This window comes from Paenibacillus sp. MER TA 81-3 (genome assembly GCF_023713585.1).
GTDB classification, from domain to species: domain Bacteria; phylum Bacillota; class Bacilli; order Paenibacillales; family Paenibacillaceae; genus Paenibacillus_B; species Paenibacillus_B profundus.
Window position 1 is genome coordinate 91,813 of record NZ_JAMAWB010000003.1, and the last position, 22,754, is coordinate 114,566.

General features: G+C 48.0%; 21 protein-coding genes. 5 read left to right on the top strand and 16 right to left on the bottom strand.

The genetic code is table 11. The features are described 5' to 3' along the window. Nucleotides 1-71 precede the first annotated feature (71 nt). From M3650_RS04905 to M3650_RS04925, 5 genes are all read right to left on the bottom strand, one after another. The gene (locus M3650_RS04905) at nt 72-971 is read right to left on the bottom strand and encodes an EamA family transporter (RefSeq protein WP_019422713.1); all 900 of its coding nucleotides are present in this window, start codon (nt 969-971) and stop codon (nt 72-74) included. 263 nt (nt 972-1,234) lie between these two features. Beyond that, complete coding sequence (locus M3650_RS04910) at nt 1,235-1,897, bottom strand: ABC transporter ATP-binding protein (RefSeq protein WP_251572898.1); 663 nt, start codon at nt 1,895-1,897, stop codon at nt 1,235-1,237. A gap of 4 nt (nt 1,898-1,901) precedes the next feature. Next, complete coding sequence (locus M3650_RS04915; protein ID WP_251572900.1) at nt 1,902-2,969, bottom strand: ABC transporter permease family protein; 1,068 nt, start codon at nt 2,967-2,969, stop codon at nt 1,902-1,904. Nucleotides 2,970-3,191: 222 nt separating this feature from the next. Continuing rightward, nucleotides 3,192-4,241 carry an ABC transporter permease gene (locus M3650_RS04920; RefSeq protein ID WP_251572901.1) on the bottom strand — a complete coding sequence of 350 codons (1,050 nt, stop codon included), beginning with the start codon at nt 4,239-4,241 and terminating at the stop codon, nt 3,192-3,194. A 65-nt stretch (nt 4,242-4,306) separates the two neighbouring features. Continuing rightward, nucleotides 4,307-4,717: a hypothetical protein gene (locus tag M3650_RS04925; protein ID WP_251572903.1), complete on the bottom strand. Its 411-nt coding sequence runs from the start codon at nt 4,715-4,717 to the stop codon at nt 4,307-4,309. Between the two features lie 385 nt (nt 4,718-5,102). Here M3650_RS04925 and M3650_RS04930 point away from each other — a divergent pair, with 385 nt between their 5' ends. Beyond that, nucleotides 5,103-5,771, top strand: a complete 669-nt coding sequence (locus tag M3650_RS04930) for a 3'-5' exonuclease (RefSeq protein WP_251572905.1) — start codon at nt 5,103-5,105, stop codon at nt 5,769-5,771. Between the two features lie 228 nt (nt 5,772-5,999). Here the strand turns inward: M3650_RS04930 and M3650_RS04935 are convergent, their stop codons facing one another. The 7 genes from M3650_RS04935 to M3650_RS04965 all read right to left on the bottom strand — a co-directional run bounded on the left by M3650_RS04935 (nt 6,000) and on the right by M3650_RS04965 (nt 11,879). Further along, complete coding sequence (locus M3650_RS04935; protein ID WP_251572907.1) at nt 6,000-6,824, bottom strand: aldo/keto reductase; 825 nt, start codon at nt 6,822-6,824, stop codon at nt 6,000-6,002. Nucleotides 6,825-7,119: 295 nt separating this feature from the next. Continuing rightward, nucleotides 7,120-7,509 carry a spore coat protein GerQ gene (gene gerQ, locus M3650_RS04940; protein ID WP_251573270.1) on the bottom strand — a complete coding sequence of 130 codons (390 nt, stop codon included), beginning with the start codon at nt 7,507-7,509 and terminating at the stop codon, nt 7,120-7,122. A 251-nt stretch (nt 7,510-7,760) separates the two neighbouring features. Beyond that, nucleotides 7,761-8,186, bottom strand: a complete 426-nt coding sequence (locus M3650_RS04945; RefSeq protein WP_019422702.1) for a cell wall hydrolase — start codon at nt 8,184-8,186, stop codon at nt 7,761-7,763. Between the two features lie 127 nt (nt 8,187-8,313). After that, nucleotides 8,314-8,949 carry an FMN-dependent NADH-azoreductase gene (locus tag M3650_RS04950; RefSeq protein ID WP_251572909.1) on the bottom strand — a complete coding sequence of 212 codons (636 nt, stop codon included), beginning with the start codon at nt 8,947-8,949 and terminating at the stop codon, nt 8,314-8,316. Nucleotides 8,950-9,354: 405 nt separating this feature from the next. Then, complete coding sequence (locus M3650_RS04955; RefSeq protein ID WP_251572911.1) at nt 9,355-10,647, bottom strand: serine-rich family protein; 1,293 nt, start codon at nt 10,645-10,647, stop codon at nt 9,355-9,357. A gap of 128 nt (nt 10,648-10,775) precedes the next feature. Then, the gene (locus tag M3650_RS04960) at nt 10,776-11,237 is read right to left on the bottom strand and encodes a DUF4188 domain-containing protein (RefSeq protein ID WP_251572913.1); all 462 of its coding nucleotides are present in this window, start codon (nt 11,235-11,237) and stop codon (nt 10,776-10,778) included. A gap of 12 nt (nt 11,238-11,249) precedes the next feature. Further along, nucleotides 11,250-11,879 carry a TetR/AcrR family transcriptional regulator gene (locus tag M3650_RS04965; protein WP_251572915.1) on the bottom strand — a complete coding sequence of 210 codons (630 nt, stop codon included), beginning with the start codon at nt 11,877-11,879 and terminating at the stop codon, nt 11,250-11,252. Between the two features lie 171 nt (nt 11,880-12,050). On the opposite strand from M3650_RS04965, the gene M3650_RS04970 reads away from it, so the two are divergent. Then, a complete protein-coding gene (locus M3650_RS04970) occupies nt 12,051-12,866 on the top strand; it encodes a DUF368 domain-containing protein (RefSeq protein WP_251572917.1) in 816 nt (271 codons plus the stop codon). A 155-nt stretch (nt 12,867-13,021) separates the two neighbouring features. Here the strand turns inward: M3650_RS04970 and M3650_RS04975 are convergent, their stop codons facing one another. Continuing rightward, complete coding sequence (locus tag M3650_RS04975; protein ID WP_251572919.1) at nt 13,022-13,594, bottom strand: DUF2199 domain-containing protein; 573 nt, start codon at nt 13,592-13,594, stop codon at nt 13,022-13,024. Between the two features lie 347 nt (nt 13,595-13,941). Next, entirely contained in the window at nt 13,942-15,837 is a 1,896-nt protein-coding gene (locus M3650_RS04980; RefSeq protein ID WP_251572921.1) for a PrkA family serine protein kinase, read from the bottom strand. 370 nt (nt 15,838-16,207) lie between these two features. Between M3650_RS04980 and M3650_RS04985 the strand changes: the two genes are divergently transcribed. Further along, nucleotides 16,208-17,023, top strand: a complete 816-nt coding sequence (locus M3650_RS04985; RefSeq protein ID WP_251572923.1) for a DUF2161 family putative PD-(D/E)XK-type phosphodiesterase — start codon at nt 16,208-16,210, stop codon at nt 17,021-17,023. Between the two features lie 58 nt (nt 17,024-17,081). Here the strand turns inward: M3650_RS04985 and M3650_RS04990 are convergent, their stop codons facing one another. Together M3650_RS04990 and M3650_RS04995 are read right to left on the bottom strand one after the other, a co-directional pair. After that, nucleotides 17,082-18,293 (bottom strand): aminotransferase-like domain-containing protein, encoded by a 1,212-nt coding sequence (locus M3650_RS04990; protein ID WP_251572925.1) that lies wholly within the window; start codon nt 18,291-18,293, stop codon nt 17,082-17,084. Between the two features lie 172 nt (nt 18,294-18,465). Further along, nucleotides 18,466-20,835, bottom strand: a complete 2,370-nt coding sequence (locus tag M3650_RS04995; RefSeq protein ID WP_251572927.1) for a sensor histidine kinase — start codon at nt 20,833-20,835, stop codon at nt 18,466-18,468. A 218-nt stretch (nt 20,836-21,053) separates the two neighbouring features. Between M3650_RS04995 and M3650_RS05000 the strand changes: the two genes are divergently transcribed. Then, a complete protein-coding gene (locus M3650_RS05000) occupies nt 21,054-21,464 on the top strand; it encodes a valine--tRNA ligase (RefSeq protein WP_251572929.1) in 411 nt (136 codons plus the stop codon). Nucleotides 21,465-21,481: 17 nt separating this feature from the next. Then, nucleotides 21,482-22,549 (top strand): phosphodiester glycosidase family protein, encoded by a 1,068-nt coding sequence (locus tag M3650_RS05005; protein WP_019419286.1) that lies wholly within the window; start codon nt 21,482-21,484, stop codon nt 22,547-22,549. Nucleotides 22,550-22,754 lie beyond the last annotated feature (205 nt).

Here is a 22,754-nt window from a genome sequence, read left to right on the forward strand (position 1 = left end):
TCGTCATCCTTTTATCCGAAATAAAAAAACCGAGAGCTGCCGCTCCCGGTCGTAACAACTATAATTTCTGTCTAACTTGCCTTTGATTGTTTTATGCGCGCTCGCTGCACAAGAGACAACTGCGGCAAACAAATTCCCGCAAATATGATGATAATACCGAACCATTGCAGCCAAGTCACCTGTTCGTTAAGAACGGCAACGGACATGACCACTGCGGCCGGAAGCTCAGCGGCGCCCAAAATCGTACCGATACCAGAACCAACCTTCGGCACTCCGATGCCGAAGAAGACGACCGGAATAATAATGCCGAGCAGCCCCATCGTAATCCCGTATTTCCACAATCCCGCACCAAGCGTTCCATCCACGATAAAGGTGGGAGGAAACATCATGAAGACGACCACCATGGCTCCGGTTGTCATTGTCAAGCTTTTGTTCAACACCGGAACTTCCGTTGCTACCCGGCCGCTGACAAAAATATAAAGGGCAAACGAGATCGCCGAAATCATGCCGAACACCGCCCCCTTCCAGGTCATGCCGGACAAGCCGTGATCGGCCAGGCCGCCTGCAAAGACAGTGCCGATGAGAAGGAGCAAGACGGACACAAGCTTCGTCCGTTCCGGAAACGTGCGGGTTACCAGCGCTTCGAGCAATACGCCGATCCACGTAAATTGGAATAAGAAGACGACCGCGATGGAAGCCGGCAATTCTCCAACCGTGATGCCGTACGTAATCGACGTACAGCTAAGAGTTAATCCGCAGGCGAGCAACACCAGAATATGCCGCATGCTTACCTTATGGCGGGAGAATAACACAGTCGCGATGACGAGCAGCGACCATCCGAAGAAATATTGCCCGCCAATTATTTGCGGTACCGTGAAGCCTTCCTCGAGCGCGAGCTTCATAATCGTAGATAACGTTCCATAGCTGCATGCTCCGATGAATACGAGCAGTGCATAGCGAAAAAGGTTCATGATGGATAACTCTCCCTTCCTGTTTCTCTAGCTGAGCATACTTGTAAACACGCCAAAAACCCCCTGTCTACGAGACAGGGGGCGAACGAAACCAAAGGCTGCCGCACTGGGCGCCTTTGCAAAATTCCGCCGCTCAATCCACTCTGAACGCGAATTGAGTTTGGTAAGAGTCCGAACGGTTCTGCAACGTTTATTGTATAAAGGGCCGCGGTCAATGTCAATGTATTTTACTGACTATAGAACAAGGCTGAAGGAATAGAGACTCAATCGGATCGAATCTTTCCGTCTCTTATACAAAATGTTTCTTCGCAAGCATCAGCCACTTGCCGATCATGCGTCACGATAATAATGGTTTTCCCTTCTCGATGAAGCTGCTTAAATATAGACAATATCGTTTGCTCCGTCTGTTCATCCAGTGAGCCTGTCGGCTCATCGGCCAGTATGACCTCCGGATTGTGAATCAACGCTCTGGCTATCGCCACTCGTTGCAATTCCCCTCCAGACAACATGTCGACCGTCTTATGAAGAGTTCCGCTTAACTCCATGGCTTCAAGCGCTTGTTCGACTCTGTTCTGTATCTCTATCTCATTGTACTTACCATATCGCAAAGGTAACGCTACATTATCGAAAACATTTTTGCTATCGCACATCGCGCAGTTTTGCAATACAAATCCGATATGCTTTCTTCTGAAGTCAGCTAATTCATTTAGTGATTTATCACTTAAATTTTGATCCTTAAAAGTATATCGCCCATTCCCTTTTTCCAATCCAGAAATGATATTTAATAGAGTAGATTTACCCGATCCGCTTCTTCCCATAATGGCAACCATGGATCCTTGTTTAATTTCTAAGTCAATCCCTTTTAACACTTTTAATTCTTCTGTTCCGACTCGATACGATTTGTGCAGATCAACCATTTTTATCATTGTCTTATCCCGCCCTTTTAAGAAACATGCTTATCTCAAGCCTTCTAATCTTGTTATAGACTGGTATTATCGTTAATAATATAATGGTTGCCATACATCCTGTCATGAGAATGAGATACCATACAAAACTAACATCAACTAAAAATTTGTAAAACAAGATCGCGACAACGCCCGGCAGACAGACCATAACGATGATCTCGGCTAAAAAGTAAGTGAAAATATGTTTTAAATTCGCTCCAGAAATGAAATGAACCGAGAAATTCTTGAAGTTTTTATCCACTTTGTCTAACATGAGGATGAATATACTTATCGCGCAAACGATGAAGACCGACATCGCGATTAGGGTTAACAAGCCTATATGTTCATTAATCGAAGCGAACACAAAGTTATACGACGGATTATTGGCTCCGAGCAGCTGCGTGTCAAAAAAACCAGACTCTTTTTTAATGGCTTCAAATTTGTTCCTTACGACATACCCATTGTTCGAGCTATGTATTTCGCCATTAATCAGTTGCAAATAATGTTTTTGTTGGAATTTGAACGATGCATCATCCACGGGAGAATATATAAAATGTTGCGCAGGCATAATGATATATCTATCTAAATAAAGCTCAGAACGTCTGGCGGTCGTAACCAATGAATTCTCTTTAACAAATCCTTTTATATGAAAATTGATGTCCTCGAAAAGGTATTTACCCTTTATCACATCACCAACCTGATATATATTTTTATATTCATAACCTAGCAGCACAGGAATGTTCTTGCTATTAACATTTTTAAAGTCTTCGATATCGAATGGTTGGCCATCCATAACTGTGATCCGAAAATGATCGATAGCTTGTTTGTTCATTTGCATAGCCTTTATGGAATAATAAGGTCCTATATTATCAATCATTGAAGGCTTTATCCTCTTACCTTCTTCATAATAAGACCTAAAAATTTCTTTGTTCGCATCATCATAGTCTAATAATTTAGCGGGTTGAGTAAATGCATAAATGTATTTTTCATCCAGATTTTCTTCTAAATTAATATATAATCTTTTTAATATGGTTAAAAAGCTCGGTTGACTCATAAGCTTTCTCAATTCACCGTCATTGTACAGCGTGTCGGACAATTGATACCTGTTCAGCGAGCTCAGCGTGTGGGCTTGATCTGTCTTTCGATCCAGAGAAGCGTAGTTAAGAAACAGGATGGTAACCAGAAAAAATAACATGATGATTTGAAAAAAGATAAAGTAAGAAGCCGTCCTGCTTCTCCGTATACTTTCGCTTACTTCCGTAAAAATCATGTTCATTTAGTGACCATTCCTTTCTATGGCCAATTGCCCATACATCTGTTTTCCAGCTAAAAGTATAGATAAGAATGACGTTATGAACATAACCATGCCGCCCATTATCAGATAGGTTGCAAATGACTTAATCACTTCAGATAATGAGTAACGATTCATCATGATCAAGAAACCAATCCCGCCGATAATCCCATAACACAATGCGGTCATAGCCAAAAATCGCAACGTATACCGTCTAAATGGGTGGCTGTGCCGAATGCCGGCAATCCAAAGCACGTGAAGTTCCTGCTGCTTTCTTTTCATCCAATGAAAAGCAAATAAAATACTTGAACCTATTAAGAGCACAGTTATGGCAAGGATAATCATGTTGCTATACATGTCTGTCCCCAAAAATCTTTGCGATCCGCTGTCACTCCGTTTGAACATACGCACTTTCATTTCCGCATCCCCAATGGATAGCAAACCATTATTTATCAATGAATTTCCAGCTTGTGCGTTGATTGCATATATCGAGGAATCGTAATGATGTTGCTGTTCTGCCGCATCTAAATTTAGCAATATCATATGATCTATAAAGGACGGATACGAGGCCCCCATCTTTCCGATAATTTCGAATTGCTCTCCTTGGTAGGTTAAATATGGCTTGCCTTGCTTGTCCACTATGTTAGCGCGTTCAATTTCTGTACCAACCACGGCAACACGCTTGCCGGCATAGAAATCATGCTTGTTGAAATATCTCCCTGACTGGATGGGTGGTTGATAAGTATCACGATTGTAATATACAGCTCTAATCGTCTCTTTACCCGTTTGCAGTTCTTTGAAAATCGTATACGATTGGGCTGCAGAAAGGTTATTCCAAGGAATGTCCGTTAACTCCGTATCCTCTATTGCAAAAAATAGATTGTCCTCAGCATATAATCCTCTTGACAATATATTTAACTCTTCTTGCTTGGCGATATAATAACTTGCCGTAACGATAATAATGCTCATTAAGGAATAAAGTATGACGAGATGCAACGTGCCTTCTCCATGATAGGTTGATAATTTCATTTTCATCGATTACCTCGTATAAAAGGATGAGACCTCAAGCTGAACTTGGGATCTCACCCTTTAGTTATTAGTTATTCCTCATTACCCCAATAGGTGTATGCGATCCAACTTGTATTTCCCCAGTCTGTCGCAGCGTAAGTGTAGTCGTCATCCCATTTTCTTCCTGAGTCTTCCCTATCCCAAATCCATACTAACTTTGCTCTAGAGTAATGATAGACGCCCTTCCACCAAGTTTCTGCCACTGCGCGTTTAACCTGACCATATTCACGATCGACGAATTCTGCGTCGCCTTTATGTTTTTCTGGATATGTCTTTTCATTTAGAGTAGAAAAACCAGCATTGGGAGTATTAAAATATCCTTTGCCTTCAATCCATCCTCCTCCGGCTGTTCCAGATGCAGAAACTGCTGACGTCACCATAGCTCCAAGGATAGTAATAGTAACTGCTAGAGAAACCGTTTTTTTACTAACTCTACTTTTCAATTCTATCCCTCCTAAAACCAATTTTATATTTGAATGCCGGCCAGCAATTCAAAACCAACATCATTTACATCTATGTAAAATCCAAGAAAGAAAATATATTTTATTTATACGATAATTTACATGATATGTATATATACTATTGTCTCATTTTGTTTTTTATAGGGTTTTCGCGCTGTTTTCTGCTAATCCACACGCTCCAACTGTACGTTTGCAGTAAAAGAGCCGAAATTGCCCGGTTCCGCAAATATAACTGTACAATTGCAGTACGCGCCCTTCCCCTGTTTCCGCTAATGCATCCAAGGCATCCAAGTAGTTCCTACCAACCTTTCTCGCAACTTATGTTAAAATAAAAGAAATAAAGAATGAATAGAATAGGAGCAGCTGCATGTTAGCGATTATCTATGATTTGGAAATGACCGTGAAGCGTAAAAAAGGGGAATTCGCGGAAATCATCGAAATCGGAGCGGTTAAAGTGGCGGAAGAGGAAGGCAGCACGGTCATCGTGGATACCTTTCAATCTTTCGTCAAACCCGTGCTCTCCCCTAAGTTGACGACAGACACAGTGAAGTTCACAGGCATTACGCAGGACGACGTCAATCATGCTGACCATCTGCAGGACGCGCTGGACCAGTTCGTAGCGTGGATCGATACAGACGATTACGCGCTATGTTCATGGGGTCCGGACGATAAGGCCCAATTTCTGAAAGAATGCCGCCAGAAGCGCATTCCGATGCACTGGCTGCGCAATCATAACAACTTGCAGAAGCAGGTCTCTCTTGCCATGAAGCGAGAGAACAATCAGCAGGTCGGCCTCAAAGCCGCGCTTGAAGCGCTTGAGGTGCCTTTTGTCGGCAAACACCACCGCGCATTGGACGATGCTTACAATACGGCACTCATCTATATCCGCATGAAGGAGCACATCCAACTGAAGCGTAACGAGGTGAAGGAGCATCCGAACTATGAGAGTGAAGTCGTCTATCGTGATGCACAGGAAGATGAACCGATCAATCCGTTCGCCGCGCTCGCCAGTTGGAATAAGAATACCGACAAATAAGCACGGTTTTCCCTATTTACGGGGCAAGCCGTGCTTTTCTCTACCCCGAAATGAAAGGGCTTACAAAACCAAGCGGATATATTATGATTACGATTAATAGTGCGTGTTCATACTCTAATAAAATTGCCCTAAATGACACGCAATATGAAGAAGGGGGAAGGCACAAGCATTGCACGCTGCAAATGCCTTGCCGTTCCCCTCACGCTATAATCAAGCAAAACTATGTTATTACGTAACTGCGAATTCGTCCGGATCCGGACCGACACGCTTGTCCTCGTTCATCGCGTTAATGCCCGCCAATTCGTCCTCACTCAATTCGAAGTCGAACACGTCAAAATTCTCTTTAATGCGGGATGCCGTAATCGATTTCGGAATGACGATATTTCCTTTTTGCAAATGCCAACGAATAATGACTTGAGCCGGAGTCTTGCCATGATTTGCCGCAATCGAAGCAATCGTCTCATGAGTCAAAATGTCTCCGCCCTGCATTAACGGGCTCCAAGCTTCCAAATAAATGTCGTTCTGCTGGCAGAACTCACGCAGCTTGTTCTGCGCAAGGCGCGGGTGGCATTCAACCTGGTTGACGGTCGGCTTCACGGTGCACTCCTGTAAGATTCGCTCCAAGTGATGGATATGGAAGTTCGATACGCCAATGGCGCGAACTCGTCCGTCTTGAACCAATTTTTCGAGCGCCTTATACGTATCTACATACAAGTCCTGCGAAGGAAGCGGCCAATGAATCAAGTACAAATCAATGTAGTCCGTCCCTAATTTATGTAAGCTTTCATTAAAAGCTTTCAATGTAGCGTCATAGCCTTGATCGGAATTCCAAACTTTCGTCGTCAAAAAAATGTCCTCGCGCTTTACGCCCGATTCACGGATGGCTTCACCTACGCCCGCTTCGTTCTTATAAATTGCCGCCGTATCAATAAGACGATAACCGGTGTCCAGTGCCGTCTTCACCGCATCTTTGACTTGCTGTCCTTCTTCGACCCGCCATACACCGAGTCCGAGCTGCGGCATGCTTACGCCATTATTCAAAGTTATGAGCATTGTGAACCCCTCCTTCATATCATGAAAAACCCCTTACACTGACCGCCGCGGACCCCCGCGCCGCTCTATTTCAGTATAGTATTAAACAGCAGTATGACGCAAATTTCATTCACATCGCGGCAATGTCAGCGCACATTCCTTCGTCCCCCCGATCCGAACTCCCCCTGTTACCCGTATTATAATCGCCCTTCCTTAACGCAGCTTTAAACAGTTTTAAAGATTTTTATAAGAAAGAAGAAAAGCCGCTTTCCTCCGGCGAGGCTGCGGCTTGCTAGCTGACGACTATGGAATGATGCTAATCCTCCGTCCGAGGGGTTGGGACATACGGATATTGATAGTTCAGAGGCTCGTCAAATGTCGCGTAATCGAAGTTCACCATCAACAGCATAATGCGCTGCCCAGTCATTGGGTCGCTTATAATGATGTGGTCGCGACCGGCGGCTTCCAGTACGCCTCGGAACACTTTCGCATTCCATTCCGAGTTGTTCTCGTACGTCATGTAGAACGTTCCGACTTTGCCCAGATTCAGGCGCAAAATATTTTCGATATAAGACTGCTCGCCAAGGGCGCCAGGGAGGACCATCCCTGAAGGAGTCATCACATTGCCGCTCGCTACTGGAGGCGGAGTGGATACAGGCTGCATCGTCTGAGGATTTGCCTGCATCGTCTGTGGAATTGCCTGCATCGTTTGAGGAATTGCCTGCATCGTTTGAGGAATTGCCTGCATCGTCTGTGGAAATTGCTGCATCGTATACGGCATCATTTTCATATTGACATTGGATGCTCCATAGCAAGCACCGCCTCTCGACTGCGTGCTCATCGGCGCCGCCGAATATACTGGCTGGTTAGGATAACAATACGTCATATAAGACATTTTACGCTCTCTCCTTTACAGTCTCTTGTCGGACTGATTATTTGAGTGTGAACCACTTTGTGTTACCTGTACACGTCTGGGCATGCATCCCCTGACGGCGAAAAGAAACAATGAGCTTTGAAGCGGCCGGAGTTTTCTTGATTGTACCATGTGCTCGGGCACTCGCCTGCCGGACGGAAAAACCACAGTGCATAGGTTGCCGGCCACGTACGCTCACCATTGATGACCCGCCTGGCCAGCCGAACGTCCCTGTCGCGCGCCCTTTGATAAAAATAACTTTTTTGCACTGCTTCAAATCCGCCCGGACTTTGGAACACCATATCATTCATCGAGCGGATATCCGTAAAGTCCAGGCAATTCACCAACACCCGGTTTACGCCCACGTTGCCGACCATGAGCATGCCAAGCTCGCCTTCACCTTCGGCTTCGGCCCGCATCAAACGCGCGAGCAGACTCACGTCTCCTGAATTCGTCTTAATGACCGCCATGCCGTTCGCTTCCCTCCCTTCACACGATACCATCATATGTGCGATAGCCTATTTGGTGACGGCAGCACAAAAAAATACCGGCCCATGCGGACCGGTATTTCTGAATGAATCTATACTGTGCTCCGTCTTATACCGACGCAAACATACGTTTAACACTAGCTTCTGCGCGTTGCTTCGCTTCCTCAAGCAATGCTTCCGCACGATCCGGAACTGCGTTCATCCCTTCAACTACAACGTTCTCGTATTCGGTAATGCCTACAAATGCCATCACGGCGCTCAGATAAGAATCTGTAAAACGCATAGCCTGTGCAGGACCTTCCGAGTAGAAACCGCCGCGTGCTTCGATGTGAACGACTTTTTTGCCATTCAGCAAGCCTTGAGGGCCTTCTGCTGTATATTTGAACGAACGACCCGCGATAATTACGTTGTCGATGTATGCTTTAAGAAGCGGCGGGTAGCTCAAGTTCCACATTGGCGTAATGAATACGACAACTTCTGCCGCGATGAATTGTTCCAAGATTTCGTTCATGCGGCCCATTGTTTGAAGCTGCTGCTCGGACAATGTCTCGCCTGCTGCCGCTTTGCCCCATCCGTCCAATACGCTGCCATCGATAAGAGGAATGTTCTCTTCATACAGATTGACGCGTTCAATTTGAACATCGGTTGCCGCCTTCAGCGATGTAAGATAGTGCTCGCCCAGACGCAAGCCGAAGGACATTTCATTTGGTTTTGGATTGGAGTTGACGACAAGAACTTTTTTCATTATGATTCCACCTCGTAAATAAATTTGATTTTTGATGAAGAAAACATGGCAAGATAGTTGACGTTGACTCAGACCACTTGCTTATTTAATAACACATGCTTACTTTATGTAAGTATAATAACATACTCCCACTTACTTTTGTCAAGTACATAAATATAAATTATTTTCAAAATAAGAAAATACCTAGTAAACAGCGCGACGGCCTACCAAGACGACATGAGGCATCTATCCCAAAACAGTTTGTCTGCTTTTGTGTCACCAGCTTCGATCTCCCCTTTCATCAGGTGAAAGTTGTTGCTTAATGAAGCTGCGAAAATGGAGTTACTGAAGTGTGGGGAGAGTGACCCAAGGCACTTTGACGCCAATGTAAAAAGCGGCCCGTACGATACGAACCGCTCACATCTATTACGAAGAATACGTTTGTCCCGTGATGCTTTGCACTTGACCCGTTGGTTGGAAGCTGTTTGGCACTACGTTTTGCTGCGCGCCGTGCGTTTGCGACGTGATGCTTTGCATCTGGCCTGTCGGTTGGAAGCTGTTTGGCACTACATTTTGCTCAGGACCATGCGTTTGCGCCGTAATGCTTTGCACTTGGCCCGTTGGTTGGAAGCTATTCGGCACTACATTTTGCTCAGGACCATGCGTTTGCGCCGTGATGCTTTGCATCTGGCCTGTCGGTTGGAAGCTGTTTGGCACTACATTTTGCTCAGGACCATGCGTTTGCGCCGTAATGCTTTGCACTTGGCCCGTTGGTTGGAAGCTATTTGGCACTACATTTTGCTCAGGACCATGCGTTTGCGCCGTAATGCTTTGCATCTGGCCTGTCGGTTGGAAGCTGTTTGGCACTACATTTTGCTCAGGACCATGCGTTTGCGCCGTAATGCTTTGCACTTGGCCCGTTGGCTGGAACTGCTGTCCCGTATATGTTTGGGCTACGATGCTATGCAAGCCACCAGGCTGATAGCCGCTTCCGAAGCTGTTTTGGTAGTTGCTTGCGATACCGCCGGACAAACCTTGATTCGTCGAGCCGTAGCCGCCTTGACCGCTGTAGCTGTTGTTGTACGACCCTTGATTGGCCGTGCTGCCGGACGGACCCGAGTTGTTGCCGCTGTACGTGCTTGCCACGATGCCGCCGGACAAACCTTGGTTCATCGTGCCGTAGCCGCTTTGGCCGCTGAAGTTGTTGTACGCGCCTTGGTTGGCCGTACTGCCGGACGGGCCCGAGTTGTTGCCGCTATACGTGCTTGCCACGATACCGCCGGACACCCCTTGGTTCATCGTGCCGTAGCCGCTTTGGCCGCTGAAGTTGTTGTACGCGCCTTCGTTAGCCGTGCTGCCGGATGGACCCGAGTTGTTGCCGCTATACGTGCTTGCCACGATACCGCCGGACACCCCTTGGTTCATCGTGCCGTAGCCGCTTTGGCCACTGAAGTTGTTGTACGCGCCTTGGTTGGCCGTGCTGCCGGATGGACCCGAGTTGTTGCCGCTATACGTGCTTGCCACGATACCGCCGGACACCCCTTGGTTCATTGTGCTGTAGCCGCTTTGGCCACTGAAGTTGTTGTACGCGCCTTGGTTGGCCGTTCTGCCGGACGGACCCGGGTTGTTGCCGCTGTATGTGCTAGCTACGATACCGCCAGACAGCCCAGCGCCGCTAGACGGAACCTGACTGTTTTGCCGAAATTGTTGGTATGTCATGCCATATCCTCCTTATGCTATTCACTTGGCCGAACTACGCCCGGCACTCATCGTTATTATGGATAGACAGGTAGGATGTTTATGCACATGAAATAAATAATTTCCGCCATCTCGGTTTATCCGCGCCGTTACGCGTTCATTCGTCCTCTCGCGCGATCATGTGCGCCTTCCGCCGGAATTAATTCTCCTGCTTTTCCGAGTCCAGTCGGCGGCATATGGTTATACACCGCTTCATAATGTCCCGGCTCCACCCGATATGTTTCATGATATACGCCGACACTGCCGTCCTTATATGATTTATGGAACTGACGCCACGTCTCCTTATGGAATCCTTGCTTCGCATAGCGCTCCAGATCTTCGAAGGAACGCCAATACTGAATGAGCATCGGTCCGTTACGCCCGATGTAATACTCAGCATGCAGAAATCCATGCTCCTTATCTTGGTATAATTCCTTCATCATACGCGGCATCGCTCGAAATACGGGCACCCATTTTCGAAAGGCAAACAGCCGGTTTATCCGCATTCCGATAATGAAGACTACGAACGGTCCATCCATTTGGGCCGCATAACGGCCAAGCTTCACTTTCATCCTCTTACACCCTCATTTCTTCAATATATCAAGATGCTCCTCATAACAGCGCACAATATCACGGCGTTGCATAATATGGGCCGTCAAATAAGCGCCATAAAAAATCGTAAACAACATCGCCGTCATCTGCTCGACGCTGAGTTCGGTATTCGCCTGTCCATCCGCCCTCGCCTCTTCCACGATACGCTCCATCAATACATCCATCCGCGGGTCCACCTCTCTCGCCTGCCTCTTCTCTTCAGGGAATAAAAGGGAAATTTCCGCATCGCTCAACGTAGGCATGCACGGGTGCATCTTCGCTTCCGCTAGCAGTCCGATGAGCCGCAGCATCATGCCGGGTCTTCTCTGATCCTCAGTCGCAACGCTGGCGAACAAGTGCTTAGCCGTCTCCCATCCGCGCAGCCCGCGCTTCTCGATTTCGAGCCAGCGGCCCGTCAGCCAGACGCACATGTAGTAGATGAGAATATCTTCTTTCTGTGGAAAGCACTTAAAGAATGTTACCTTCGACACTTCAGCACGGGCGCAGATGTCCTCCACTTTCATGTCGCGAAATGTTTGGTGAACGATTAATTCTAGACTCGCTTCATAGAGCGCCAGCTTCGTCTTCGCTTTCTTGCGTTCTCTGAGTGAAATGTTCTCCATATTCATCTCCTTTCGCACAACTTAATCTAAATTAAGCATACTCAAGTTAATTAATTTACTCAAGTTAATTTTCAATAATAGTCCGCAGATATTTGAACTTGGAGGAGAATTGATTGTACAATGGATGTGATTTCATAGAGTAGAAGAGAAAGTAGAAAAGGAGATAGAAATGTGTTTGAGTGGAAAAATATATTTCGCGGGGTGCTCATCGGCACGAGTGATCTTATTCCTGGAGTGAGCGGAGGCACCATTGCCGTCATTCTTGGATTTTACGAGAGATTAATTGCGGCTATTAGCGGGTTTTTCAGCCGGGAGTGGAAGAAGCATCTTGGATTTCTCATTCCGCTAGGAATCGGGGTAGGCGCTGCGCTATTGCTTCTTAGTAAAGTGATGAAGTGGCTGCTAGCCGAACATCCACAGCCGACCTTCTTTTTCTTTCTGGGACTTATTCTTGGTATTCTACCGTTCTTATGGAAGGAAGCGGATGGATCGCGCAATTTCAAGCCTGTCCATTACGTCTTATTGCTCATAGCCGCCGCAGCGGTCGCCTGTACGGGCTTCTTCAAACCGGAAGACCACAGTCCGGTAATCGAGCTGTCGCTATCCTCCGGCATATTTCTGTTCTTTGCGGGTTGGCTCGGAAGCATGGCCATGATTCTGCCAGGCATTAGCGGCTCATTCGTCCTGCTGCTCCTTGGAGCGTATCCGACGGCGATCCACGCCTTGTCTAGCTTGGATATTCCGCTTATCGCGGTAATCGGAAGCGGGGTTATCGTCGGATTTATCGTGAGCAGCAAATTTATCCGCTATTTGCTGACCAGCTTTCCGGTCATTATGTACGCAATCATAATTGGGATGGTCGTCGGCTCGCTTGGCGTTGTTTATCCAGGACTGCAAGGTTCTTGGGTCTCGCTCATCGTCAGCCTGCTCACCTTGATCATTGGCTTCATCGCCGCACTGTATTTGGGTAAGCAGCAGCCGCAATAAATCATGTGCAACGTTCCCATCCAATGAACAAAGGCACCTCGTCCTATCGGCGGGGTGCCTTGTTGCATGTACGGGTGTGGTTGTCCGTGAAGCCCATATTCCACATGCGGAATATTTGATGATAGCTAAAGAAGTCATTCATGGAGTATTTCAATCTATTGCGCATCCGTATAACGATGATAGCTGACATGCAGAGGACGTAATTCCAGCCACCGTTGAAACGTAATTCCTTGCTCCTGTTCTTCATACAACGGGTGCTCCGTCTCCCCCAGACTGATTTCAGGCGTTGCCGATCTGGCATGGAACGTCACCTGCACGGGTAAAGCAAGCGTATCCGGATATCCCGGTATGGCTGACGACAGTCTCCCCTTCACCTGTTCAGGCTTGGAATGCACGTCCTTCTTCGTTCCGTGTAACACATGTTCCGGATTGATCAATACCCAGACATCCCAGCTTACCTGTCCGCGGCCATTGCGGAACGGGACCGTCAGACTTCCGTGAACGTAGTAGTATTGATCGTCCATAATACATTCTTCCGCCGTCAAGCGGCAACGTTCTTCCCGTTCCCATGGTTCGATCTCCGTCACATAGAATGGGGCCGAACAATCAGTGTAGACACTGCCTGTAGATAGTTCACCCTGCTTGCGCAGCCTGATGCGGTGCCGCCTCCGAAGCTTACCCATTTCATGCGATTGGCTGTTCGCATATTTCTGTATTGTGGTTTCCATATCTCTCCACTCCCTCCACTATTCATTTACGCATAAAGTGGCAAAGGAGTGGTGGTTAAATTGTGAACATTTTTCAACATAACTCAACAAATTTCTACACCAAAATGTCGAATGTTGTCGAAATTTAATTTGGCTTATTTTCAATCCGCTTACATACGCGGCACGCTTCTATCGTATCATGTTCCGGTCGTCACTTCACCCCCATCAACGATAGGCAAAAGAGATCAAGTCTCTGTGATCATACTGGCATTATATCAGCCGCTTCATGCCATGATTTGAGAAACGGGAGCAAAAAAATCCCCTCTGAATCTGAATCGAGGGGATCATACTGCGTCATGTTTTGCTTGCTAACGGTTCAACAGACTGCCCACATAGCGAAGCAGTTCGTTCGCGCATACCGGGCAATAACCGTGCCCCTCCATAAGGCGGGCCGACACCTCGTTAATACGCTTCAGTTGGTTCTCGTCCGGCGTCTTCGTCGATGTGGTAATCTTGACGATGTCCTTCAGATCAGCGAACAGCTTCTTCTCGACCGCTTCACGCAGCCGATCATGGCTGTTGTAATCGAATTTTCGCCCTTTGCGAGAATAGGACGATAGACGAATCAAAATTTCCTCACGGAACGCTTTCTTCGCATTTTCCGACACTCCGATTTGCTCCTCAATGGAGCGCATTAGCCTCTCGTCCGGCTCCATCTCATCGTCGGTCAGCGGGTCGCGGATCTTTTTCCAGTTGCAAAATGCCTCGATGTTATCTAAATAGTTCTCGAACAACGTCTTCGCCGACTCCTCGAACGAATAGACGAACGCCTTCTGCACTTCCTTCTTAGCCAGATTGTCGTATTCCTTGCGCGCCACGGAAATAAAATTGAGATACCGTTCCCGCTCTTCCTTCGTAATCGAAGCGTGCTGATCCAAGCCATCTTTCATCGCCCGCAGCACATCTAATGCATTAATGCATTGCAAATCCTGCTTAATGAGTGCACTGGAGATGCGATTGATGACATAACGCGGATCCACTCCGGACATGCCTTCCTCCGTGAACTCGCTCTGCATTTCCTGCAAATCATTCTCTTTATAGCCCTCCACTTCCTCGCCATCATACATGCGCATCTTCTTGACGAGATCCATGCCCTGCTTCTTCGTCTCCTTCAGACGGGTCAAGATAGAGAAGATGGCAGCCGCCTTGAGCGCATGCGGTGCTATATGCACATGGCTCATATCGCTCTGCCCGATAAGCTTCGAATAAATCTTCTCTTCCTCTGATACCTTCAAATTGTACGGAATCGGCATCACGATCATCCGTGATTGCAGCGCTTCATTTTTCTTATTGGAAATAAAAGCCTTATACTCGGATTCGTTCGTATGCGCAATGATCATTTCATCCGCCGAGATTAACGCGAACCGCCCTGCCTTGAAGTTACCCTCTTGCGTTAGTGAGAGCAAATTCCACAGAAACTTCTCGTCACACTTCAACATTTCTTGAAATTCCATCAAGCCCCGGTTCGCCTTGTTCAACTCTCCGTCGAAGCGGTATGCGCGCGGATCGGATTCCGATCCGAATTCCGTAATCGTGGAGAAATCGATGCTGCCCGTCAAATCAGCAATATCTTGCGACTTCGGATCAGATGGGCTAAATGTGCCGACACCGATGCGGTTCTCCTCAGATACCAGCACCCGCTCCACTTCCACGCTCTCAATATCGCCATTGAATTCGGTTTTGAGCCGCATTTGGCAGGATGGGCACAGGTTGCCCTCGATACGAACGCCAAGCTCCTGCTCTACATCCGCTCTGAGCTCATGCGGGATCAGATGTAGAGCCTCTTCATGCATCGGGCATCCCTTAATCGCGTAGACTGCGCCACGTTCGGTGCGCGAGAACTGCTCGAGACCCCGCTTTAATATCGTGACAAGCGTTGATTTCCCGCCGCTTACCGGACCCATTAAGAGTAGAATCCGCTTGCGCACATCCAATCGTTTCGCAGCAGAATGAAAGTATTCTTCCACTAATTTTTCAATCGCACGATCCAGACCGAAGATTTCTTTTTCAAAAAATTTATATCGTTTATGCCCGTCGACTTCCTCCACACCGTATGAGGCAATCATCTCATACACTCGTGCATGAGCCGTCATCGCTGGTGCGGGATCGTGACGAAGCAACTCGACGTATTCTTTAAATGATCCGGTCCAGGCCAATCGTTCGCTCTCGGCTCGGTGCTCAGCAATCCGTTTGAATATGTCCATCCCTCTAAACCTCCAATGCTCCCGATTTGCAACACAGCCCTCCATCGCCGCTACATCTTTCTGTCTGTTCTTGGGGTTAGTGACCTTTTTGAACACTCACTTCTTAAATGGTCTCTCTATGTTGTATGCATTCACCTTCGCAACCAACTAGGCTTTTGTCTTATTTAAGCCAACAACAGATAAAAAAATAGTGTATTACATACCTATGCGGACCGAGCTCTTTAATATCACGAATTTTTGGAGCTGGGCACAGAGATAGGCGGACTGTGCTCATGCCGTGTTATAATGGTTCCGCAGACAGCAATCGCACGGGAATTTCATCGGTTGAAAATGATGGTTAAAGAGTGAGTGGGCAAGGGGGAATTGGTCGATGGTGTCCTTACAGGAGCTTCAGGGAGAAATGATGCGCGAGCAGAATACATCCGCTCCGATGGAAGAACAGGAAACCGAGCGCAAGAAGGGCAACCGCAAAGAGTCGGAGCTGTATGCGCCGCTCAAAGCTTATTTTGAGGCGCAAGGGTACGAGGTGCGGAGCGAGGTGCGTCATTGCGATATCGTTGCATTGAGGCCAGACGCCGCAGATGAGGAGCCTGTCATCGTAGAATTGAAATCTTCCTTCAATCTTACGCTTGTGCTGCAGGGGTTAGAGCGGTTGAAGCTGTCCTCACAGGTATATGTAGCGGTGGAGAAAAAGAAAGTGACAGGCAAGAGCCATCCCGTCAGCGCGCTGCGGCAGCTGTGCCGCAAGCTCGGTCTCGGGCTCATCATGGTCACGTTCTATAAACGAAAGCCGCCGTTCGTGGAGCTCATGTGCGAGCCAGGCAACGATGACGGCATCTATATGGCTACGAAGCCGATCAAGGCGCGTGCCGCCAAGCTTGTACGGGAATTTTCCGCGCGCAGCGGGGATTACAACGTCGGCGGAATTACGAAGCAGCCGCTCGTGACGGCTTATCGGGAGAAGGCGCTCCGCGTAGGCGCCGCACTGCGGGATGGCGCCATGAAGGCATCCATCGTTCGCGACCGCACTGGAGTCGGTGAGGCGGCTGCCATCTTGCAGCGCAATTATTACGGCTGGTTCGTCAGGGTCAACCACGGCGTATATGCCTTAACCCCTGATGGGCAAGAAGCATTGACACGTTATGCTCACATTATAGCGCGGCTACCTGGCTTGTCACCATGTTAGACAGCGTGCCAGTGCAAGCGTACGGTACGATACGTCCGCTTGCACATAGTCATACACATTATACGCCTGAGTAACGGCCGAAAAATTCAGATACCGCTTCAGTCAGCCGCTCCATCCCGGTACGGATAGTCTCGGGCTGGGCGAACGAGAAGTTCAGACGCATCGTGTTGCGCTTCGGCTCTCCAGCATAGAAGGATGTGCCCGGTACGAAGGCAACGCCCTTCTCCACCGCACATTTCAGTAAGGTCTGCGCATCCAAGCCCTCCGGCAGCTCAACCCAGAAGAACATGCCGCCCTGCGGCGTATTCCATTTCGTATCACGCCACATGTCTTTTTGCAATTCTGTCGCCATCGTCTCCATCCGCTCTTTGTAGACCGCCGAGAGCTTGTGAATATGGTCGTCTAGGTTGAACACTTCCGGCAGCAGCATTTCGCTTAAGATAAGCTGATCCAGAACACTGGAATGGAGGTCTGAAGACTGCTTCGCACGCGCCATCATACGGATGATCCGTTCGTCGGCGACAATCCAACCGGTACGCAGTCCCGGTGCGACCGTCTTACTGAATGTGCTCGTATAAGCGACGATTCTATCATCCGTCCGTCCTTCCAGCGCCGCGATATTCGGCACGCGATCGGAAGTAAAGCGCAGGTCTCCATACGGATCGTCTTCGAGAATTAGCACTTCGTGTTCGCGGCACAAGCGGAGCAGCGCTTCTCTCCGTTCCAAGCTCCAGACGCGGCCGGTCGGATTGCCGAAGGTCGGCACGACGTAGACGAATTTCGGTTGATGCTCCTTCAGCTTGGCCGCCAAGTCCTCAGGCACCATGCCGTTATCATCGCTTTCCACTGGAATGACGCGTGCATTGTACATTCCAAGCACCTGCAGACAAGCAAGGTATGTCGGATTCTCTACGAGTACGACATCCCCTGGATCAAGCATTGCTCTGGTGAATAAGTCTATCGCCTGCTGCGATCCCGAAGTGATCAGCAATTCATCCGCTTCAGCCTGAATGCTGCGTTGGCTTCCCAAGCGGATGGCCAGACGCTCCCGCAGGCTCAACGTCCCTTCCGTCAAGCCGTATTGCAGCGCTTGCGGACCTTGGCGGAATACCCGCTCCGAAGCATTCCGAATCGCATCTACAGGGAACCATTCTTCAGCTGGAAGCCCTCCAGCAAAGGATATGATTGACTTTCCTTGAGTTAATTTCAAAATATCGCGAACAGCCGAGCTTTCAACCGATTGAATGCGCTTTGAAAATGAGTATTGCACCGTCTATCGCCCCTTCCTATTTCAAAAATCATACACCCATCACATTTTTTATGCAACGGGTTAAATGGATGACGCTCCCAGTTCATTCTTGCATATAAAGGAACTAGAGCCAACAAGCTCGGAAGTATCATTAGCAACAACCGACGTCATCGTTAACGGATACTTCCGCCGCTTACGTATGTACGGGTACCTCCACTGAGTTGGGCAGTACCGTCACATCTGAGAACGGAATCCGAATTTCCCCACTGGTGCCTTCTCCTGGCGCCGCATTCCAGTCCATCGTTCCCTTCAGCATGAACACGCGTGCCCGCAGCTGCTTCAAGCCTCGAACTTTCTCCTCACTGCTGAACACGACATCCGGATCGAACCCGACGCCATCATCTTGATAACAGACGACCACTTGATCGTCCGAAGCTGCAAGCGACAGATGAACGTGCGCTGCAAACGCGTGTTTCCGCGCATTCATCAGCAATTCCTGTACGATTCGGAATAGATGCAGCTTGAACGAAGGGAGCTGCGCATCGACCATCACTTGATTGTCTACATCGAAATGGATGCGGTCCTTCAATTCTTGGAACTCCAGCTCAATATACTGTCGAATGGCATTGCTCAACCCTGCCGTTAATATTAGCTTCGGCTGCAATGACAGGCAAAGATGACGCAGCTTCATGTTGACCTCATCCAAGCGATGCCCGACTTGCCGAAGTGATGCAGACTCATCAGGGCCAACGGATCGATACATCGCCTCCAACTCAAGGCTTGCTTCATGCAGCGGCTGCATAACACTGCACTGCAGCGATTTGGCCAGCTTCGTCCAGCCCTGCTCCTGTGATTCTAACAACGTGTGGACCATCCACGTACCGGGAGCTTTGGAAGACAACGCCTCGTGATTGGCATGCAGCTTTAATCGATGATTCTGCTCCTTCAGCTTCTGAATCGTCATTACTTTTTTCATACCGATGTTCATATAGCTGATGACCTGCCGCACCCATTCTTTTTCTTCCATATTTAATTCGTCCCCGTTCTGTTTCTTCGTTAGCATCAGATGGGCCGCGTAGGCGTCATGCCGCTCCACTTCGAACCAAGAGGACGTCTCCGATTGCAACTTGCCTGAACGCACCTTCCTCTCTATTTCTTGAACGTCCAGTTCCCCTTCCGCATACAACTCGATATCGTTATGCGGGTTTTTAATGATGATTGCCGCACCTTTCACCTGCAAGGTCTGGATCATCGCGCACAGAATCGCTTGACTCCAAGCTTCCATCGTATCGAGCGCATTCAACTGCTGCGTAATCCGCTGGAGCGATTGCTTCAGCATGACGTTGTCCGGATATATTGCCGTAATTAATTTCCGATGAAAGAACGGGTAGGAATATAGCAGCATGGCCAGAATAATTACGATAAAGCCGAAGCTGAACAGGTGATGTATGAAAGTATGACGCTCGACAAAAATCACTGCGTTCAAGCCGACGATGAGCGCACCCGGCACCATCGCAATCAGGACGACGGACACCATTCGTTTTAAAATCATCTCAATATCTGACAACTGTTTAAACTGGTTCAAATAAACGAAACACAATGGAAGTGTGAGTGCGAACCAGCTTGTCAGCAAAGATGGTATCAACATTTCAAAGCCCAACATCATCGGTAAATAAGACAAAAAGAGAAGCGGCGCAAAGGCAATGCAAATCCAGATCCACATGTAACGGATAACCGAGCATAACTGCGGCGATTGCCGTTTGTGCCGATACGACATGAACGCAAACCAGCACAGGTTCGACCCGAGGCCGGCACTGAACAGGAGCTCCTTCAAAGCGTTGTCAACAACATAGAAGGAATAGAAGTCACCTGGAAGAAAATAAATGAATTTCACCGCAAACTGCAGCAGTGCAAAGCTGTATAGGAGCTGAAGCCATCGTTTGGAGCACGTGATGCCAGCTTTCTCTTGAAAAAATTGCAGCAAGTAATGATATAGCACGATCGGAAACAGGACCACAACGCTCGATATCGTGATTTGCCCCCAAATATCGCCGCGCAGCGCAGCCCCTATACTCATGTATACCGTACCCATAATGACAAAGAGTATAGATAGCATGTTCATTGTCTTCGTCGAAGAATCCCTCCACCATACCAGCCCCGCTAGCAGCAGCAGTACAATCTCACTGGCCAATGGAATAATGTCCGTGTACGGATGGCGCGGTTCATGTCCCACATTAATAAGCTTGATCTCGCCCAGTTGATCGACTTCAATATAATCGGCTTGCTCGATTATGTGCCAATTACGGACTGTCGGATAATCCTCTGGTGGTATGCCGTTAATGCTACGAATGGTATCGCCTATCTGCATCGTATGTTTGATGTAAATATTCTCGTTATCAAACCCGGCAATCCTCCACTGCCCTTGCTGAACCTCCAGCTTGATTCCCAGGTGCGGATACAAGAACGTTACGTGGATAAACCAACATTGTAGAACAACAAGCGCGACCAAACCTATTTTAGTAATCGTTTTCGAATGATATGCAAGTCTATCTTTCTTTCCCAAGTTGTCACCCCTGACTAGACCAAAAGACGAGCTTAACCGACATATTTCTACAAATATATACCGATTGTATCGAAACCCAACTATAACATCAATGACTTTTTTGTATGAATTTTGCATCTTTCTTGCGAAAAATGCTAGAATACATGCTAGAATGATATAATATTTATTTTAAAATTGTATTATTCAGATTCCATCGACTTCATTCGAGGTGATTAGACATGCAGCCATCAGTAAATACGGACAGCGACACCTCACGTCGCACCCGGACGAAGACGAGCGGAGCAAGCGCCAAATGGTTTCTTCTGTTCTGGGTAGTCATGATAGCGATTGGCGTAACGGCTACGTACTTTTATAGCAGCCACATGAAGACAACCATGCTTCAGGATCTGCAGAAGCAGACCGATGCCCAGTTGCAACAAGTTAAGTTATCGTATGAGAAGCAACTAAACGAGTTGAACAAGAAGTTGGACGCGATGCAAAGCAAAGTCGAATCGTTCAATGAATTGCTCACGTTTACGAAAGATAACGCATCGAACAAGACCGATAACAGCAACAAGCTGTATACGCAATTGAACGAAGTGAAAAAACAGTTAAGCGTGCTGCAGAAAAAAATGGAGTTGCTTAAGTAATAAGTGAGGCGGATAAGATGAAGCTGCAAGTAAAACAAGTCAATCGGCTGTTCATGCTGATGACCGCCCCTTTTCTGGGCATGATGATATGGATGCTCTCCTCCTCTTTGACCGCTTCGCTGGATTTGGAGTGGAAGCCGCTGGAGGAACCAGCCGCATGGAACGAGAAGCAGGCCAAGCTCGTGGGCGGCTTGGATCAGGCCAGCAAGACAGCGGAATTTACGATAGAATCTGTTCGCCGCACGGCAACGCTCTATCAACGCACAACGTCGACGATGAACGATCTGGTCAAGACGGCAAGCGCTCAAGCGAAGCGTCCAGAGCAAATATATGACCGGCGCATCACCTCCCGGTTAGGAACACCGAAGGAGCGCGTCAACAGCGACAAGCTGCATGCCGAATTGTTCGCGATCAATCAGCCAACCTATCGCGGATACGCAATGAAGATTAAGCTTAAGGATCCGAAGGCGATGCGTTTGACGCTTGGATACGATAAATATGGCGGCTCCGAGACGACGATGCATGCCGTTACCCGCTATGGGGCAGTTGCTGGCATTAATGCAGGCGGCTTTGCCGACGGAGGCGGCAAACGTTATCCGTTGGGAACGACCGTTATGAACGGCAAATATGTGAGCTCGTTCGAACCGACCTTCAAAGATTTGGCTTTTGTCGGATTGGATAGTGTCGGACGGCTTATCGGCGGCAAGTTCTCGGATCAGTCAGAATTGGATTCCTTGGATCCGCAATCCGGAGCGACCTTCGTTCCCGCTCTGCTGAAGAACGGAGCGAAATTGACCATTCCAGAGAAATGGCGGACTTCACCACTCCGTGCTCCGCGCACCGTCATCGGGAACTATAAGGATGACCAATTGCTCATCCTCGTGACCGACGGCTATAACGAGAACGGAAGCTCAGGCGCAACGCTCGAAGAACTTCAGAAGAAGCTGTCTAACCTAGGCGTCATTGATGCCTACAACTTAGACGGGGGCGGCTCCTCTACTCTGGTCTTTAACGGAAGGGTCGTCAATAGTCCGTCAGATGGCGAGCTTCGTCCGCTGCCGACACACTTTTTATTCTTCAAATAGAACAAAACAAATAAGTATAACATGTGATGCGCTTACATACCGTGCCAAAATTCACACCTTTTCCATTTTCTTTTTGGCATGTCTTGGTTATAATAGTAACAGTTACTGGAGGTGTGCGTATCATGTCCGTTACTTTTTGGATTATCATGCTCGTTTTCGTACTGTTCTTGACCGCCATCTTCACGGCAGGTTACAACGATGACAA

Bases quoted from the DNA above. Each gene is read 5' to 3' on its own strand.
- M3650_RS04945 (WP_019422702.1), bottom strand. From the start codon at position 8,186: ATGGCGGTCATTAAGACGAATTCAGGAGACGTGAGTCTGCTCGCGCGT.
- M3650_RS04965 (WP_251572915.1), bottom strand. From the start codon at position 11,879: ATGGAGAACATTTCACTCAGAGAACGCAAGAAAGCGAAGACGAAGCTG.
- gerQ (WP_251573270.1), bottom strand. From the start codon at position 7,509: ATGCAGGCAATTCCACAGACGATGCAGGCAAATCCTCAGACGATGCAG.
- M3650_RS05005 (WP_019419286.1), top strand. From the start codon at position 21,482: ATGAAGCTGCAAGTAAAACAAGTCAATCGGCTGTTCATGCTGATGACC.
- M3650_RS04980 (WP_251572921.1), bottom strand. From the start codon at position 15,837: ATGGACATATTCAAACGGATTGCTGAGCACCGAGCCGAGAGCGAACGA.
- M3650_RS04955 (WP_251572911.1), bottom strand. From the start codon at position 10,647: ATGACATACCAACAATTTCGGCAAAACAGTCAGGTTCCGTCTAGCGGC.
- M3650_RS04935 (WP_251572907.1), bottom strand. From the start codon at position 6,824: ATGCTCATAACTTTGAATAATGGCGTAAGCATGCCGCAGCTCGGACTC.
- M3650_RS04975 (WP_251572919.1), bottom strand. From the start codon at position 13,594: ATGGAAACCACAATACAGAAATATGCGAACAGCCAATCGCATGAAATG.
- M3650_RS04930 (WP_251572905.1), top strand. From the start codon at position 5,103: ATGTTAGCGATTATCTATGATTTGGAAATGACCGTGAAGCGTAAAAAA.
- M3650_RS04920 (WP_251572901.1), bottom strand. From the start codon at position 4,241: ATGAAAATGAAATTATCAACCTATCATGGAGAAGGCACGTTGCATCTC.
- M3650_RS04985 (WP_251572923.1), top strand. From the start codon at position 16,208: ATGGTGTCCTTACAGGAGCTTCAGGGAGAAATGATGCGCGAGCAGAAT.
- M3650_RS04950 (WP_251572909.1), bottom strand. From the start codon at position 8,949: ATGAAAAAAGTTCTTGTCGTCAACTCCAATCCAAAACCAAATGAAATG.
- M3650_RS04960 (WP_251572913.1), bottom strand. From the start codon at position 11,237: ATGAAAGTGAAGCTTGGCCGTTATGCGGCCCAAATGGATGGACCGTTC.
- M3650_RS04905 (WP_019422713.1), bottom strand. From the start codon at position 971: ATGAACCTTTTTCGCTATGCACTGCTCGTATTCATCGGAGCATGCAGC.
- M3650_RS04910 (WP_251572898.1), bottom strand. From the start codon at position 1,897: ATGATAAAAATGGTTGATCTGCACAAATCGTATCGAGTCGGAACAGAA.
- M3650_RS05000 (WP_251572929.1), top strand. From the start codon at position 21,054: ATGCAGCCATCAGTAAATACGGACAGCGACACCTCACGTCGCACCCGG.
- M3650_RS04915 (WP_251572900.1), bottom strand. From the start codon at position 2,969: ATGAGTCAACCGAGCTTTTTAACCATATTAAAAAGATTATATATTAAT.